Origin of the sequence: Ensifer sp. 22521 (assembly GCF_052044795.1) — a bacterium.
Classification (GTDB): domain Bacteria; phylum Pseudomonadota; class Alphaproteobacteria; order Rhizobiales; family Rhizobiaceae; genus Ensifer.
Window position 1 is genome coordinate 112,176 of record NZ_JBQENM010000004.1, and the last position, 16,350, is coordinate 128,525.

The 16,350-nt window shown below is 57.8% G+C and carries 14 protein-coding genes; 13 read left to right on the plus strand and 1 reads right to left on the minus strand.

Annotated elements, in window-relative coordinates:
• Nucleotides 1–54 precede the first annotated feature (54 nt).
• From ACTJKE_RS06580 to ACTJKE_RS06610, 7 genes are all read left to right on the plus strand, one after another.
• Nucleotides 55–438: a hypothetical protein gene (locus ACTJKE_RS06580; protein WP_440691491.1), complete on the plus strand. Its 384-nt coding sequence runs from the start codon at nt 55–57 to the stop codon at nt 436–438.
• The gene (locus ACTJKE_RS06585; protein WP_060521629.1) at nt 435–1,331 is read left to right on the plus strand and encodes an alpha/beta fold hydrolase; all 897 of its coding nucleotides are present in this window, start codon (nt 435–437) and stop codon (nt 1,329–1,331) included. Before ACTJKE_RS06580 ends, ACTJKE_RS06585 begins: the two co-directional genes overlap by 4 nt.
• Before the next feature lie 25 nt (nt 1,332–1,356).
• Nucleotides 1,357–2,523: an ABC transporter substrate-binding protein gene (locus ACTJKE_RS06590; protein ID WP_440691493.1), complete on the plus strand. Its 1,167-nt coding sequence runs from the start codon at nt 1,357–1,359 to the stop codon at nt 2,521–2,523.
• Nucleotides 2,524–2,616: 93 nt separating this feature from the next.
• Entirely contained in the window at nt 2,617–4,173 is a 1,557-nt protein-coding gene (locus ACTJKE_RS06595; RefSeq protein ID WP_440691495.1) for a sugar ABC transporter ATP-binding protein, read from the plus strand.
• On the plus strand, nt 4,170–5,144 hold the full coding sequence (locus tag ACTJKE_RS06600; protein ID WP_440691497.1) for an ABC transporter permease: 975 nt from the start codon (nt 4,170–4,172) through the stop codon (nt 5,142–5,144). The genes ACTJKE_RS06595 and ACTJKE_RS06600 overlap by 4 nt, the downstream gene beginning before the upstream one ends.
• Before the next feature lie 28 nt (nt 5,145–5,172).
• Nucleotides 5,173–6,177, plus strand: coding sequence for an ABC transporter permease (locus ACTJKE_RS06605; protein WP_440691499.1), 1,005 nt, complete (start codon nt 5,173–5,175; stop codon nt 6,175–6,177).
• A 23-nt stretch (nt 6,178–6,200) separates the two neighbouring features.
• Entirely contained in the window at nt 6,201–7,688 is a 1,488-nt protein-coding gene (locus ACTJKE_RS06610; RefSeq protein WP_440691501.1) for an NAD-dependent succinate-semialdehyde dehydrogenase, read from the plus strand.
• 780 nt (nt 7,689–8,468) lie between these two features.
• Here the strand turns inward: ACTJKE_RS06610 and ACTJKE_RS06615 are convergent.
• Nucleotides 8,469–9,575, minus strand: coding sequence for an NAD(P)-dependent alcohol dehydrogenase (locus ACTJKE_RS06615; RefSeq protein ID WP_440691503.1), 1,107 nt, complete (start codon nt 9,573–9,575; stop codon nt 8,469–8,471).
• Between the two features lie 641 nt (nt 9,576–10,216).
• Between ACTJKE_RS06615 and ACTJKE_RS06620 the strand changes: the two genes are divergently transcribed.
• The 6 genes from ACTJKE_RS06620 (at nt 10,217) to ACTJKE_RS06645 (ending at nt 16,336) form a co-directional block, all read left to right on the plus strand.
• On the plus strand, nt 10,217–11,305 hold the full coding sequence (locus ACTJKE_RS06620) for an ABC transporter substrate-binding protein (protein ID WP_060521622.1): 1,089 nt from the start codon (nt 10,217–10,219) through the stop codon (nt 11,303–11,305).
• 57 nt (nt 11,306–11,362) lie between these two features.
• A complete protein-coding gene (locus tag ACTJKE_RS06625; RefSeq protein WP_060521621.1) occupies nt 11,363–12,892 on the plus strand; it encodes a sugar ABC transporter ATP-binding protein in 1,530 nt (509 codons plus the stop codon).
• A 10-nt stretch (nt 12,893–12,902) separates the two neighbouring features.
• The gene (locus ACTJKE_RS06630; protein ID WP_060521818.1) at nt 12,903–13,844 is read left to right on the plus strand and encodes an ABC transporter permease; all 942 of its coding nucleotides are present in this window, start codon (nt 12,903–12,905) and stop codon (nt 13,842–13,844) included.
• Nucleotides 13,845–13,846: 2 nt separating this feature from the next.
• A complete protein-coding gene (locus tag ACTJKE_RS06635; protein ID WP_440691506.1) occupies nt 13,847–14,845 on the plus strand; it encodes an ABC transporter permease in 999 nt (332 codons plus the stop codon).
• Nucleotides 14,846–14,910: 65 nt separating this feature from the next.
• Complete coding sequence (locus ACTJKE_RS06640) at nt 14,911–16,014, plus strand: NAD(P)-dependent alcohol dehydrogenase (RefSeq protein ID WP_060521619.1); 1,104 nt, start codon at nt 14,911–14,913, stop codon at nt 16,012–16,014.
• A gap of 10 nt (nt 16,015–16,024) precedes the next feature.
• Nucleotides 16,025–16,336 carry a putative quinol monooxygenase gene (locus ACTJKE_RS06645; protein ID WP_060521618.1) on the plus strand — a complete coding sequence of 104 codons (312 nt, stop codon included), beginning with the start codon at nt 16,025–16,027 and terminating at the stop codon, nt 16,334–16,336.
• The last annotated feature ends 14 nt before the right edge of the window (nt 16,337–16,350 follow it).

Here is a 16,350-nt window from a genome sequence, read left to right on the forward strand (position 1 = left end):
CCAAAACTGTGATCGCGGAATTGTCCGCGTCGATCAATTAGGGAGGAGCCGAAGTTGGCTATCGATCTCGAGATGTTCACCCGACTCGCGCGCGAGGACTTCGAATTCAAACGCGAAACCCGTTACCTGAACGGCATCATCAAATGCGACTTTCCTAGCCGCAGCGTCGCTCTTCATTTTGAAGACGGTAAGCTGGTGAATGTTGAAGTGGCCAACTATGACGACGACAAGTGCAAGATCGTCATCCGTGGCTCAGCGGAACAGTGGGATGCTCTGCTGCAGCTCAAGCCGCTGCCATTCTACCAGTGCCTACAGTCCTCCAACATCAAGCACGGGCTTCACCTCAGCAACAACAACGAAACCTTCGCGTATCTGCCTGCTCTGAACCGCATGACGACCCTGATGCGCAATGCCCGTCCGGAAGGAGTAGCAGCATGACCAAGCATGATCCGATCACTGGCCGTTACATCTATCTCACGATCGAAGGTATCGAATACCGCGTCTATTATGAAGAAGCCGGGCAGGGCATTCCGCTGCTCGTCGGCCACACGGCCGGTTCCGACGGGCGGCAGTACCGCCACATGCTTTGCGACGAGGAAGTGACGAAGAACTTCCGTGTCATCGCGTTCGACCTACCCTACCACGGCAAGTCACTCCCGCCCTACGGCGTCCGCTGGTGGGAGAAGGAATACAACATGACGAAGAAGTTCATGATGGACTTCCAACTCGTGTTTTCGAAGGCTCTTGGTCTCGATCGCCCGGTCTACATGGGTAGTTCCATGGGCGGCCATCTCGCGATCGACCTCGCATCGAACTACCCCGACAACTTCCGCGCCACGATCTCGGTTGAAGGCGCACTGCGCTCGGCCGCCGAATACGTCGATGTCGGCATGGCGGGCATCCGCAAGGAATTCGACAACCCGAACGTCAACCGCACATCGATCGGTGCGGCAATGTTGCTGAACATTTCGCCTTATTCGCCGGAATCCAATGTCCGCGAAATTCAGTGGGAATACAGCTGTGGCGGCCCGGGCATCTTCGCGGGCGACCTCTATTACTATTACTACGACCACAACGTTTCTCCGGAAGAAGCGAGCAAGATCGATACGTCGAAGTGCATGCTCTACTTCCTGACGGGCGAGTACGATCCGAACACCTCGCCGGCGGATACCAAGATCGCCGCGGACCTCGTCAAGGGCAGCAAGTTTTGGACGATGGAGAAGCTCGGGCATTTCCCGGTCACCGAAGACTACACCGAGTTCCGCAAGTATCTGCTGCCGATCCTCGACGAGATTCAGCAGTCATCTGACGCACGCGCGAAAGTCGCCTGAAGCCCCTTTGGGAGGAGGATATCGAATGAATGATTTGTTGAAACATACCCTCGGGATGCTGGTCGCTACCTGCGCGTTTGCCGGCGCGGCCCATGCCGACGGGGTGGACCAACTGCCAGGGTCCGAGCAGGCGATCTACGCGGTGGTCGATCCGCAAATCCCGCTTGGCGCAAGCGTCTACAAGGATTTCAAGCCCAAAAAGGGGCCGCCTTGGAGGATTGGCTACGCGAGCAGCTACGCAGGCAACACGTGGCGCGCTGCTGCGCTTGACGCGATCATGAGCGACTTGCTGCCGCGGTCGAAGGAGGCCGGGCTGATCTCTGAAGTGGTGGTAACCCAGTCGGATCTCAAGGACGCGGTGCAGATCCAGCAGATGCGTCAGATGGTAGACGACGGGGTAGACGCGATCATCATCTGCTGCTCCAACGTCACTGCGCTGAATCAGACGATCGATTACGCCTACAAGGCAGGGGTTCCTGTATTTTCGTTCTCCGGCTACGTGACGTCGCCCTACGCGATCAACGGAGCGGCCAACCATGCCCAGGGCGGCCGGGAAATGGCGGCCTGGCTGGCAGAGAAGATCGGGAAGAAGGGCAACGTCCTTCTGGTATCGGGTATACCGGGCTTTGCATCGTCGGACAGCTTTGACAAGGCCGCCAAGGAGGCTCTCGCCACGTACCCGGACATCAACATCGTCGGAGAAGTCGCAGGTAAGTGGACTGATCAGGTTGCTCAAGTCGAAGTCCAGAAGTTCCTGGCAACCAACCCGACCCAGATCGATGGTATCCTCACTCAGGGTGCACAGGAAAACGGCGTTCTCAATGCCATGCTGCAGTCGGGTCGACCCATGGTGCCGATCACGCTTGGTGGTGAAGCATCGGCTGCTTGCTATTGGCGGAAGAACCCCGACTGGGTCGATGCAAGCTTCCACATCTGGCCGCCGCGTCGCGAGATGCAGCAGATGTGGGAGATCATGCTCCGTACGCTGCAGGGGCAGGGGCCGAAGGTACAGTCATTCCTGCGGCCCGTGCTGCCTTACTCAATCGAAGACGTGAAGGCGACGCTTCCCGAGGATTGCGATCTGAACTCTACGGACTTTGTTGAACCGAAGGCCGACGGTTGGTTCCCGGCGGGTATCGCTGATCAGTACTTCGAGCTTCCTGCTGATCCTTGGAAGCCTGTCGCGAAGTAAGCGAGTATCCACCCGGCGGCTGTGGCCGCCGGGTGGAGCGCCATTCGCAGGAGGAACGACCGCTGTGCGCGGCCACTACGGGGGAGAACCCTCATGACCGAAGAAATTACAATCAGAATGGTCGGCATCGCCAAGTCTTTCGGCGAGACCCGGGCCCTCAAAAAATGTGACTTCGAAGCCCATGCGGGCGAAGTCCACGCGATCGTCGGCGAAAATGGAAGCGGCAAAAGCACCATGGCCAAAATAATGTCGGGTGTGCTCCTGCCCGACGCGGGGCGCGTGACTATCCTCGGCGAACGCGTGACTTCACCTACCGAGGCCAAACAGATAGGTCTCACGACGATATTCCAGGAAGTGCTCGTCGCCGAAGAGGCGTCCGTCTTCGACAACCTCTATGTCGGCCGTGACGGCATCTTTAAGTCTGAAACGGGCGCCGACAACAGGCGCTCTGAGGCGCAGCAAATACTCATCCGCCTTGTTGGCAAGTCTGTCGATCTCGACGAGGTTGTCAGCAGCCTTCCACTTAGCGTGAAACAATGGATCGTGATCGCCCGCGCAATCTTGAGAAAGCCACGCGTTCTAATTCTCGACGAATCATCTGCTGCGCTCGATCTCGATTCAACGATCCGTTTGCACGAAGAGATTGACCGCCTCCGCACCGAAGGCGCGACGATCCTAATCGTGACCCACCGGATTGCCGAACTCGTGCGTATTGCCGACCGGGCGACTATCCTGAGGGATGGCGTCACAGTTGGCGTATTGGACAAACACGAAATCACCGAGGAAAACCTCCTTGCGATGATGACCCCGGCCGACCGTCGCGCGAGCGATGCCAAGGACTACGCGTCGGCACGGGGGCGCGAGACAGGTCCGGCAATTCTGACAGTTCGCGGTCTTTCTACCCACAAAACAGCAGGCCCGTTTGATTTCGAACTCCCAAAGGGAGCTATCGTCGGTGTCGCGGGGCTTGACGGACAAGGCCAGGACGCGTTCGTGCGCGCTGTCGCCGGGATCGTTCAGCCATTCGGCGGTGTGGTACAGGTCCTTTCCGCTGACACGGGCAAAATGGTACCGGTCACTTGCCTGAGCGATGCGACGAACGCGGGTATCTCCTATGTTTCCGGGGACCGTAAGCGCGAGGGCATATTTCCGCAGCAAAGCATTTTCGAGAACCTTGCAATTGGGGTTTACAAGCGAAACCTCGGTCCGTTGGGCATAATTCGGAAGAAGTCGCTAAAACCGATGTTCAAGCGTGAGGTCGAACGCTTACGCATCAAAATAGGAAGCCCTTCGAACAAGATCACGTCGCTATCGGGCGGCAATCAGCAGAAGGTACTTATAGGTCGAGCCTTCGCTAACGACCCGCAGATGATCGTCTTGAACGATCCGGCGCGCGGCGTGGACCTCGGAACCAAGAGGGATCTCTATCGCGAGCTTCGCGCATTCGCCGACAAGGGCGGCAGCGTCGTGTATCTCTCCAGTGAGATTGAGGAATTCATCGGCTTTGCCGATCGCGTCGACGTTTTCTTCGCGGGAAAGCTATTCAGATCCCTTTCTGGTGATGAAATTAGCGAAGAACCCATCCTCGCCGCGATGTTCGGGAAGTCGAAAAACGCTTTGGTAGAGTTCGATTTGGAAAGGACCGCATGATGTCCGGAACCATCATCCGTCAAGTCACCCAGGATCGCTCGCTTTTTGTCCCCTCCGGGCTTTTCGTCGTGCTTCTGATCGCGGTCGCCTTTCGCGCTCAAGGCTTGTTCACGAACAACGGTCTGTCCGGAGCAATTCTGGTGGCCACGCCTTTGATCCTTACAGCCCTCGCGCTCACGCCAATCGTCATGGCGGGTCGGGGAGCGGTCGACCTTTCTATCGGTCCGCTCATGGGCTTCATCAACGTTACGCTCATCACCTGGCTCGTCGGCAACGGTATCACCAATCCTGTCGCAGTAGTCGCGTGGGCCATTGGCCTCGGGGCCGTATATCAACTTCTGCAAGCACTCGTGATCATTTATGTCCGCGTGGCTCCGATCATTGTCACGCTGGCGAGCTTCCTTGTTCTATCGGGTATCAATCTCATGGTCATGTCCCGTCCGGGCGGCATTGCGCCGGACTGGATGCTGTCTTGGGGTGCGGGAACGAGCGTCTTCTCTCCGGTGTTGCTGCTCCTCGTGGCTGCCTACGTGGTATGGGTATTCCTGAGACGCACAATGTTTTATCGGAACCTGCGTATGACGGGTGCCGACGAGCGAATGGCCTACACCAGTGGTGTGCGGGTCGACGCAGTTCGCATCATCGCCCATGTCGTCGGTGGCATCTTCGCTGGATTGGCCGGCCTCAGCTACACGGCGCTGATCTCGTCGGGTGATCCCACTCAGGGCAGCACCTACACGCTGCAGGCGGTGACCGCGCTTGTTCTCGGCGGCGCGAGCCTGTCTGGTGGTAGGGGGGGTGCGCTGGGATCGACCCTCGGAGCGATCAATATGTTTTTGATTTCCTACCTGCTATCCACGTTCAACTTCGGCACTGTCTCAGGTTTCGTCACGCAGATGGCGTTCGGGCTCATCCTCATCGGATCGCTCCTCGTCAACGTTTTCGTCATCAGCCGCCGCGCTGCCGCATGAAGGGACAAGTACAATGGTTTCCAGGCTCATGACTAACGAGATCAGCACTGTTCAATCGTCGAATCCCGTTCGTACGCACAAGAGCATCTCGATCGGCTTCGCTCTTCTCGCGTGCCTACTGTTGTCAGGGGCATTACTTGTTCCGGGATTCGTTTCGTCACAAAACGCGCGCTCGATCCTTCTTCTCGCGGCGTTCCTGGGTCTTGCCTCGATAGGGCAGACTCTTTGCGCGCTGGTTGGCGCTCTCGACCTGTCAATTCCATATGTTATTGGCGGAGCGAACATTCTCCTTCCCAGCTTGATGGTGGCGGGGTTGCCTGCGCCCCTTGCAATGCTGGTTGTTGTCGTACTCGGCGCTTGTGTCGGGGCAGCTAACGGGGCGCTGAGCTTCAAGCTGCAGGGACAGGCGCTCATCATGTCGTTGGGTGTTGGCTTCGCGGCGGTGGGAGCTGTGCAGATATACACGTCTCTTGGCACTCAGTTCGGAGGGACCGTCTTCACACCGGTTCCCGAGTGGCTTCGAAACATCTCGGCCTTCAACGGCACCTTCTTAGGCCTGCCCATTCCTCCAGTGATCATCATCTGGGCCGTCGTCGCAGTTGCACTGGGATGGACGATGTACAACACGTGGTTCGGACGCAGCATTTATGCGATCGGCGGTGCCCGGACCGCCGCAGCGCGGCTTGGCATTTCGGAATTCAAGGTGTGGACCGCCATCCATTGCGTCAGCGGGGCAATGTCGGCGATTACCGGCATGCTCCTTCTCGGGTTCTCTGGTGGCGGATTCGTGGGCGTTGGCGATCCCTACCTCTTCACCACAGTCGCAGCGGTCGTCATAGGCGGGACCTCGCTCCTTGGAGGAGCGGGAGGATACGGTGCCACCGTCCTCGGCGTACTGGTGCTCACGGTCTTGACCTCGCTTCTCGTCGGCCTCGGCCTGAGCTTCCCCGCCCAACAGGCGGTCGTGGGACTGCTCATCGTGCCAATGGTCGCGATCTACGCGCGCTCCCCGCACATCCGAAACCAGATCTGAATCGAATTACCGAAAGGAATACCATGGCTATTTCCAGCACCCTTCTGGGCCGACTGAAGGACCCGTCTCTTGTTCGCGAGGAAATGTTGGTCGGTGGGGCATGGCAAAAGGACGGTGAAAGGGGAATCCGCGTCGAGGTGCAGAATCCCTCGACAATGGACATTCTCGCCTCGCTGCCGAGCGCGGGGCTCAGCGATGTCCGCGCGGCCATTGATGCCGCCAAGACCGCGCAGAAGAAATGGGCGAAAGTCTCCGCCAAGGAACGCTCTGCTATCATGCGGAAGTTCTACGATCAGGTCGTTGCGAACGCCGAAGACCTTGCAATCATCCTGACGTCTGAAATGGGAAAGCCGCTGGCCGAGGCCCGTGGTGAGGTCGCCTACGGCGCGTCCTATATCGAATGGTTCGGGGAGGAGGCCAAGCGCGTCTACGGCGACACCATCCCCGGCCATCAGGCGGACAAGCGTCTCCTCGTCATCAAGCAGCCGGTTGGCGTCGTAGCGGCGATCGCGCCCTGGAATTTTCCGTCCGCTATGGTCTGCCGTAAGATCGCGCCCGCACTCGCATCCGGTTGCGCAATCGTCTTCAAGCCCGCAGCCGAGACTCCGCTGTCGGCGCTTGCCTTGGCAATACTCGCCGAGCGCGCCGGTATTCCAGATGGCCTGTTCAGCGTCCTGCCCACAAACAGCGCGCGCATGTTCGGCGAGGAGGTCTGCTCGAACCCGATCGTCAAGAAGTTGACCTTCACCGGTTCGACGGAGGTCGGACGTATTCTAATGGCGCAGGGCGCTCAGAAGATCATGAAGCTTAGTCTCGAACTCGGCGGCAACGCACCGTTTATCGTGTTCGACGACGCCGATCTCGATGAAGCCGTCGAAGGGGCCATGCTGTCGAAGTTCCGTAATGCTGGTCAGACCTGTGTCTGTGCCAATCGTCTTTACGTTCAAAGCGGCATTTACGATCAATTCGTGCAAAAGCTCGCCGAGCGTGTCGCTGCTCTAAAGGTTCTCGATGGTTTCGACGAGGGCGCGACGATCGGTCCGCTTATCAATGAAGAGGCGGTTGTAAAGTTGTATAATCACATCGATGATGCAGTGAACCGTGGTGCTTCCGTCGTCGTGGGTGGCGAGCGCGATGCAAGAGGGGGTACCTTTGTGCAGCCAACCCTTCTCTCCGGAGCAACCAAGGATATGAAGGTCGCTCGCGAGGAAACATTCGCTCCGCTTGCGCCTGTGTTCAAGTTTGAGACGGCAGACGAGGTCATCGAACTCGCGAACGATACCGAATTCGGTTTGGCTGCGTACTTCTACGCGAATGACCTCAAGAATGTTTGGAAGGTCACCGAAGCTCTCGAGTACGGGATGGTCGGTGTAAACACGGGCCTTATCTCGACCGAAGTGGCACCATTCGGCGGCGTGAAGCAATCGGGCTTCGGCCGCGAGGGCTCGAAGTACGGATTGGATGATTTCCTGTCGATGAAGTACGTCTGCATGGGCGGTATCCCTGCCTGAGATATCGTTCGCTCGGTCGTAGGTCGTCGTTACTACATGGATTTGCTTGGGTTGCGACCCCGCGCATGAAGAACCGCCCGATCAGCGCACGAGACCACGGAGGACTGCATGAAGGAAATCTCATCGTCCGGCGAACCGAAATCCAACGAAGACCGAGAGGTTGGTGCATGGTTCGGGAAAAGCACTGCCGACGCGACGCCGGACGCGGAAGTAGATTGGGCTGATCTCGCAGCCCGGGCAAGTATCGAAGGCAGAGGATCACCAGCCAGGTCCAATGTATCCCGCGGATCTGCTTGATCCTTGGCAAATCCATCGTTGCAAACGAAGACCCGGGATACGGTGAACCGGGTTCTTCGTGCTTTATATTGCTTTAGAGTCGTATGCGGTTCGGGTCCCGTCTTGCCGCTTTCGCTCAGCTGATGCGCCTAGAGCGATACGAAGTCGAGGTGAACGTCGTCGGTCAGGGATGGCGAACGAACATGTTTCGTGGAAAACGAGCTCTAGGAGCTCGATCGGCCGAAGATTTCTTTGACGCGTCCGCGGATGGCGCCCTCACTTGGACGGCGGCGCTGAATATTTCCAGCGCGCCGTGCTTCCCACTACAGCCGAGGCCATCGGAGAAAATCCCTAGCGTACGAGACAAGTTACGGGCGAAGCCATTTCTAGCTCCGCCCGTGCCTTGGGAGGCATGTCTATTTAGTTCACGAAAGACAAAGTCCGCTTACCATCGACCCCTCGCAGGACTGCGATGGAGGGTTTCTTCGTGCGGCGGTTCAGTGCCTAGTGCTTCATGCGCAGTATTGGCTTGATAACCTGCCCGCTTTCTGAATCTGCCATCGCCTGGTTGATCTCGTTGAGTTCATAAAATCGGACGAGCTTGTCAAACGGGAAGCGACCGTTTCGCCAATGGTCAATGAGCTGGGGAATGAAATCTGCTGGAATGCTCTGGCCCTCGACGATGCCGACCAGCGTTCGACCAAAAAGGAAGCTGCCGATGTCGATCGACGCTTCGGTTCCCAGGGCCGACGAGCCGACGAGGCCGCAAGTTCCCGGAACGCCGAGACAATCGACCGCCTGGCGGAACACCTTTGGTGAGCTGGTACATTCAAGGCTGAAATCGACACCGTTCGGAGCGATCTCCTTGATCGCCTTCACGCTGTCCTGTCGCCGCGCATTGACCGTGTGCGTCGCGCCCAATTGGACTGCAAGCTCCAGGCGCTCAGCATTAAGGTCCACGACAATGACGGTGCCGCAACCAGCGATTTTTGCAGCCATTGCGGCGGCCATTCCAACCGCTCCAGCGCCGAAGATGGCGATGGAAGAGCCTGGTGGCGGCTTGAGGCAATTTAGGACCGCTCCCGCTCCTGTCTGGAGACCGCAGCCGAGCGGGCCGATCAAATCAAGCGGAACGTCTTTAGGTATCTTAACGGCATTTCGCTCTGATGCGATCGAGTACGTCGCGAACGACGACTGCTCGAAAAAGCAGCCGCTGATCTGAGTGCCCTGGGAATCGTGTAGCGGGCAGGTTCCGTCGGGCCGCGTTCCCCGGAAATTCCGGCCAAAGAAGTCCTCGCAATAGTATGGCGTTCCTGCGAGGCACTTGTCGCATGTCCCGCAATATGCGTAGCTGAGTGCGACGTGATCGCCGGGCACGAGCGCTTTCACGTTGCAGCCAACCGCCTCGACGACGCCGGAACCTTCGTGGCCGAGCACCACTGGCTGAGGTACATCGTACCCTTGGTCACGCACAACCATATCGGTATGGCAAACGCCTGATGCCACGATGCGAACGAGAATCTCGTCAGGACGAGGTTCCTCTATACCGATGCATTCCAGGACGAGCGGCTTGGATTTCTCGCGCGATATGGCTGCGTATGCTTGCTTCATGAAATTGACTCCCTCCCACGACGCCGTTTAGCGCGGACCGATGCAGAATTACGAAGTATCAGACAATCAGTCAATATTAATCAGAGGGCGTCACTAAACGTGCACTCCCCTCGTTCAAGGGTCTCCGCTCATAAAAGCGTAAATTCGCGCGTAGAATTAGCTACTTATTCATTTTTCCTCGTCCAGTTCTGTGAAACTGCGAACTATGCGCGACCCAGTTTCGCATTGAAGGCGACAGATTGCCTGATTAAAATCGCCGTTTTTGCGTCCCGCGAGGGAAGCCATCGACTTTCAGTCTGGGTGTCGGAAAGCTCTTTCAGCGTTGACTCACGACGCCATCGCGGCGGCGTACGGTCGCGATCCCCAATGACAGGATGACCCTTTCGAGTTTAATTGCTCGGGCTAAGATTGTCTTATATCAAAAATCCAGACTCTAGGCATAAAAAAATGAATAATATCAGGATAATAGGACAATTTATGATTTCATTGGAATCTAATCGGTTCAGATGATTGACAGATTGTCTGATGATTTATAAGCATTGTCATCGCCATTCTGAGGAGAGTCTGGCGATGAACGCGAGATCACAGCTCTCGCGTAAGCAGACAATTTTTACCGCTCCGGCGTTATGAGGAGGAAACTTATGAAAAGACGTACATTCCTGCAGGCTGGTGGAGCGTTGGTAGCGGCTGGAGCGTTCGGCGTTCCGTCGATACTGCGCGCTTCGGACACAATCAGCATCCTTCCCGATACGTGGCCGTCAGAAGGGGATAATCCGATCGTGGAAGCTGGCAAGTTTGCCAAGCCCGGTCCGTGGAAAATTGGCCACAGCCACTACGGCCTCGCGGGCTCCACCCACACCTACCAAACTGCGTTCGAGGCCGAATACGAGATCTCCAAAAACAAGGATCGGGTCGCCGACTATCAGTTCCGGAGCGCAGACCTAAATCCGTCCAAACAGGTTGCTGACATCGAAGACCTCATCGCACAGAAGGTAGACGCGATCATGATCGCGCCACTGACTACGGGCTCAGCCGTGGAAGGCATCAGAAAAGCTAAAGCGGCGGGAATCCCGACCGTTGTCTACTTGGGCCGCGTCGACACCGAAGACTTCACGATCCAGGTTCAAGGCGACGACTTTTACTTCGGTCGCGTCATGGCTCAGTTCCTCGTCGATAAGCTCGGCAACAAGGGCAAGGTGTGGGTTCTCCGCGGTGTCGCCGGACACCCGATCGATGCCGACCGCTACAGCGGTGCAATGGAAGTCTTTAGCAAGTCCGGCCTCGAGATTACGTCTACGCAGCATGGCAGTTGGTCCTACGAAGACTCAAAGAAAATCGCCGAGAGCCTCTACCTGTCGGACCCGGATGTTGCCGGCGTCTGGACGGATGGTGCGAACATGTCACTAGGCGTTCTCGATGCGCTCCAGGAGGCTGGTGCTTCGACAATCCCTCCGATCACGGGCGAAGCGCTGAACGGCTGGATGCGCCGCTGGAATGATGAGAAGCTTTCCTCGATCGGGCCGATTTGCCCGCCCGCGCTCTCCACCGCCGCACTCAGGGCGTCGTTCGCGCTCCTGGAAGGTAAGCCGATCCAGCGCAACTGGACGAACCGTCCAAAGCCGATCAGCGACGATACTCTTTCACAGTTTTACCGTTCCGACCTCACGGACGCCTACTGGGCGCCGACCGAGATGCCGAACGAGAAGCTGCTTGAATACTTCAAAGGCTGATGAAAGCCGGGCGCGGGAGGACCGCGCCCGTACTCTACTCAAAAGCGGAAGTTATTCATGAGCATGCTTGTCGAAATGGTCGGCATCAACAAAGCGTTCGGCGCGACCAAAGTTCTTTCCGACGTCCGGTTTTCGCTCGAGCGTGGATCGGTGCACGCACTGATGGGTGAAAACGGGGCGGGAAAGTCCACCCTCATGCGGATACTCGCAGGCGTGTACCAGCCGACTTCGGGGAACGTGCGCCTGAGAGGCAAAGAGGCGCACTTCCGCACCCCAAAAGAAGCACGCCTGGCCGGGGTGTCGACAGTGTTTCAGGAGTTCACACTGATTCCGAACCTAACGGTGGCCGAGAACATGTTTCTTGGCCACGAGCCGCGCCGTGCCGATGGTTCGATCGACAGTGCGGAAGTCATCTCGAGATCGAGACATCTTCTCGCTGATGTATTTCCGCAACTCGACGCCGCAGCCATAGTGGAGACGCTGACAGTCGCCCAACAGCAGGCCGTCGAAATTGCCAAAGGTCTTACCTCCAACGCAGATGTCTTCATCTTCGACGAACCTACCGCTGCTCTAAATTCGGCCGATGTCGAGCACCTTTTCAAGGTGATCCGCGATCTTAAAAGCCAGGGCAAGGCTGTCGTGTATATCTCGCACCGAATGAATGAGGTGTTCGAACTCTGTGACACCATCACCGTCATGAAAGACGGGACTTGGGTGAAAACGGCGAAGGCTTCTGACTTCACCCTCCAGTCCCTCGTCGCAACAATGGTCGGACGCGAACTTCAGAATTTTTTCCCACCGCGTGCGACGGAGACAGGAGCCGCGATGCTTGAGGTTTCAGAGCTACGCCTCAATGCAAACGGCCCACCGGTCAAGTTCTCCGTAAGTAAGGGAGAGATCATTGGCTTGGCCGGACTCGAAGGGCAGGGGCAGCGGGAAATCATGCGTGCCGTCGTAGGAATCGAGGACGCCAAGAGCGCTGCAATCAGCCGCCGCGGTCCCGCCAACGAGATGATCCGGGTCGACGTGGGGTCCGGCTTTCCGAAGGCCATAGCATCCGGCATCGGTTTTATTCCCGAAGACCGGAAGCTGGAAGGTCTGTTCCTCCGGCTGCCTATCTACGACAACATTGCGCTCGGCAAACACCTTAACCGGAGAATGGCGAGCGTCGCCTGGCGCTCGGTTTCCAAGGTGCGGGACGTCATAAAGTCGCTGCGCGTGGCTGCAGCCGATCCCGGCGCGCCGGTGGGAAAGTTGAGCGGTGGAAATCAACAAAAAGTGCTTCTGGGGCGCTGGCTGCTGTCGGGCGTCGATATCCTTGTCATCGAGGAGCCAACCCGCGGTGTCGACGTGGGTGCAAAGGCCGAAATCTACCGTCTGTTGCGCGATTTCAGCGATCGCGGCGGCTCTGTCATCGTTTCGTCGCGGGAGCTCGCTGAGCTTATCGGCCTCTGCGACAACATCCTCGTTGTGCACGATCGGAAGATTGTCGGACATCTGGCGGCAGACGAGGCGAGCGAGGAAAGCATCCTCGGCACGGCCCTGGGCGCGCACCCTTCGCATGCTCCGCACGCTGCGATCCATTGAGGAGAAGCAATTGAACACCGTAGCGAATTTGATCAAGGTTCCATATCGGGCTGGCGCGATCCGTCTATCGATCGGCACGCTAATTGTCATGATCCTCGCGTCGATCATCTTTCTTCCCGGTTTTCTAGCCGCCGAAAACCTTTCGAATCTTCTCGCGCAGTCCACGACACTCGTCATCTCTGCCCTGGGGCAGACTTTCGTGATCCTGACGGGTGGGCTCGATGTCTCCGTGGGTTCGATTATCAGCGTGACGACCGCGATAATGACACTCGATTTGCCGTCGTTCGTCCGCATTCTTCTCTGTATTGCGATCGCCACCGCTTTCGGCCTCGTCAACGGTTTCGGAGTCGCAAGGCTTAATGTTCATCCAATCATTATGACGCTCGCCACTATGGGTATCGGGCAGGGGCTCGCGCTTATCGTTTTGCCGATCCCCGGTGGCCGGGTCCCCGACTGGCTTTCCCTTTCCGTAGCTGGCTCGATTGGTCCCGTGCCGAACTCGCTTCTTTGGCTAGTTGTCGCGTCGCTTGTCGCAGCTTGGCTTCTATACCGGCGTCCCTTCGGGCTGTACCTATTCGCATCCGGTGGCAACGACTTCAACGCACGCATGAACGGCGTGCCCGTAGAGCGCACCATTGTGACCGCGTATGTGCTGTCGTCACTGTTCGCGTGTGCCGCGGGGATGTTCCTCGCAGGACGCCTTGCCTCGGGTGACCCGAAGGGAGGAGCCGCTTTTGGCATTGAGTCCGTCACTGCCGCTGCTCTGGGCGGTGTCCACCTTGCTGGGGGCATCGGAAGCATTCTCGGAACTGTCGTCGGCGCGGCAATGCTTGGCATCGTAAATAACGTGATGAACCTCGCTAACGTGTCGGCTTTCCTTCAGTCGGTCGTGAAGGGCGCGCTGCTCTTGGCACTGGTGGTCTCCCAGCGCCGCAAAACAATCGGACTTTGAAGATGGATGCCTCGATGACTACAGCCAATACGAACACTCAAGCGTCGTCGACTCCCTTCAACGTCAAGCGGACGGTGTTATGGATTCTTGGTCTGCCGCCCGCCTACTACGTGCTTGCGATCCTTATCGCAGTGGCCCCCGCGGTCAGCGCCACGCTGATCAACCCGAACTACTGGTTCGTCATCCTGAAGCAATCAGCGCCCCTCGGCATCGCGGTGCTCGCCCAGTCGCTTGTGATGCGGGTACGCTCGATCGACTTGTCGGTTAGCGGTGTGTTCGCGTTCGCGATCTATCTCGCCAGCTCTGGACTTCTCAACAACTACCCGCCGTTCATCGTTGTGTTGATGCCAATCATCGTTGGTTTGGTCATAGGCCTCGTCAATGGCGTTCTGGTAGCCTACATTCGTGCTTCCGCGGTGATTTCTACACTCAGCGTCTCGGGGATCCTTATCGGCATGGTCCAGTATATGAGCGCGGGTAGGGCACCCGGCTCCACACCAAGTTGGCTACGAGTACTGACGAGCGGAAACGTCTACGGTCTTTCGTATTCCGTTCTAATTTGGATGGCGATGTCGCTTATCGTCGCCACCGCGTTTCGCTTCCTCATCGTCGGCCGTTATTTCAGGGCCGTCGGAGACAATCCCCGCGCAGCTGAAACCACCGGCATCCCGCTCGCCCGCACGATCTTCACAGCACACGTCATGGCTGGCGTTTTGACGGGAGTTGCAGCGCTGGTGCAGGTCTCGGCGTTGGCCGTCGGCACGATCAAGCCGGGTTTCGACACCTTTATGAATGCTCTTGCCGCCACGATCCTCGGCGGCGTGACCTTCGGTGTAGACAGGGGTGGCGTCGCCGGACCTTTCGTCGCCGTCGTGGCTTTCAGCTTCCTCTTCGCGATGTTGACGGTTTTTGGCATCCAGGAGCCCGGCAAGCTCATCGTCCAAGGCGTGATCATCGCGCTCGCCGCAATCATATACGGGATGCGCACGGGACGCGTCTGAGGTCAGAATCAAGCTCGATATACCCTACTCCCGTCAACTGGATGGGAGAAAGCAGGAGAGTGCAAATGGTAAAGATCACCGCGGCCGTCGCCGTCAAACCCAGGGCTCCTTTAGAATTCCGAGAGCTGGAACTCGCTGACCCCGAAGGCAACGAAATCCTCGTCCGGACCGTTGCGACAGGCATCTGCCACACGGACCTGCTTTTGCGCGACGGCATCTTTGGCCCTCCGGCTCCAGTGATCCCCGGTCATGAGGGCGTTGGCATCATCGAAGCCGTGGGCTCGGATGTGCAGAGCCTAAAGATCGGAGATGCGATCGCACTGAGCCAGAGTTCTTGCGGGTTCTGCGCGGACTGCCGTCGTTCTCACCCCATGAACTGCCAGAACTATACCCAGTACAACCTGACTGGCCTCCGACCGAACGGGAAAAAGGCGCTCCTGTGCGACGAGGTTGGGATTGGGAGTAACTTCGTGGGCCAGTCGTCGTTCGCGACGCATATCCTCGCCACCGAAAATAACGCAGCGCGGCTGCCCTCCGAAGATTTCGATCTGACGATTGCCGCGCCGCTGGGATGTGGGATGGCGACGGGGGCGGGCACGGTCATCAATGCCATGAAACCGGAAATCGGTTCGACGATTGCCGTCTTCGGTGCAGGAGCTGTCGGCTTGGCGGCCATAATGGCCGCTAAGGTCCGTCGATGCAGCAAGATCATCATCGTGGACCTCAATCAGCAGCGACTGGACATGGCCATCGAACTCGGTGCCACCCACGCGATCAACGGGAAAGACCTTGACGTGGTCGAGCAGATCCACGCACTCACCGGCGGCGGCGCTGACTTCGCTATCGATGCCGTGGGGATCGTCCCTGTCATCCTCAACTCCATTAAGTGTACGCGGGCAGGGGGGCATGTGGTGCTCCTTGGCCTCGACGCTCTCGGCAAAGACATTCCGATCCCGCTCGACCTCATGGTTTTTAACCGGAAAATCCAGGGCGCGATCCTTGGCGATCAGATTCCGCAACTCTTCATCCCGCAGATGGTGGAGCTAAACCAGGCGGGACTATTCCCATTCCAAAAGCTGATCACGAAGTATCCCTTCGAAAGAATCAACGAAGCGATCGCGGACGCGGAAGCTGGGCGGGTGATCAAGCCCGTTATCGTGTTCAACTAGGAGCCGGCAGATGACATCCACAAAGTCCGACGAGCAGCACCTTATCGTAGAGTTCAAATGCGAGACGCCGAACCGCGACCGCGTCAAGGAACTGTTGCAGGAATTCATAGGCCCGGCTCGGGGAGAAGACGGCTGTCTATACTACGACCTTTATCAACGCGCCGACGATCCGAACACGTTTTTCATCCTTGATGGCTGGTCGAGCCAAGCTGCGGCCGCTGGGCACGGCGAGCATCCGAACGTGAGGAGAGTGCTGGAGCACCTCCTGCCGCTCTTGGTCCGTCCGCCGTCCATTATCGTCAGCAAACGTATCAGCGACTGATCCTGTCCGTTTTC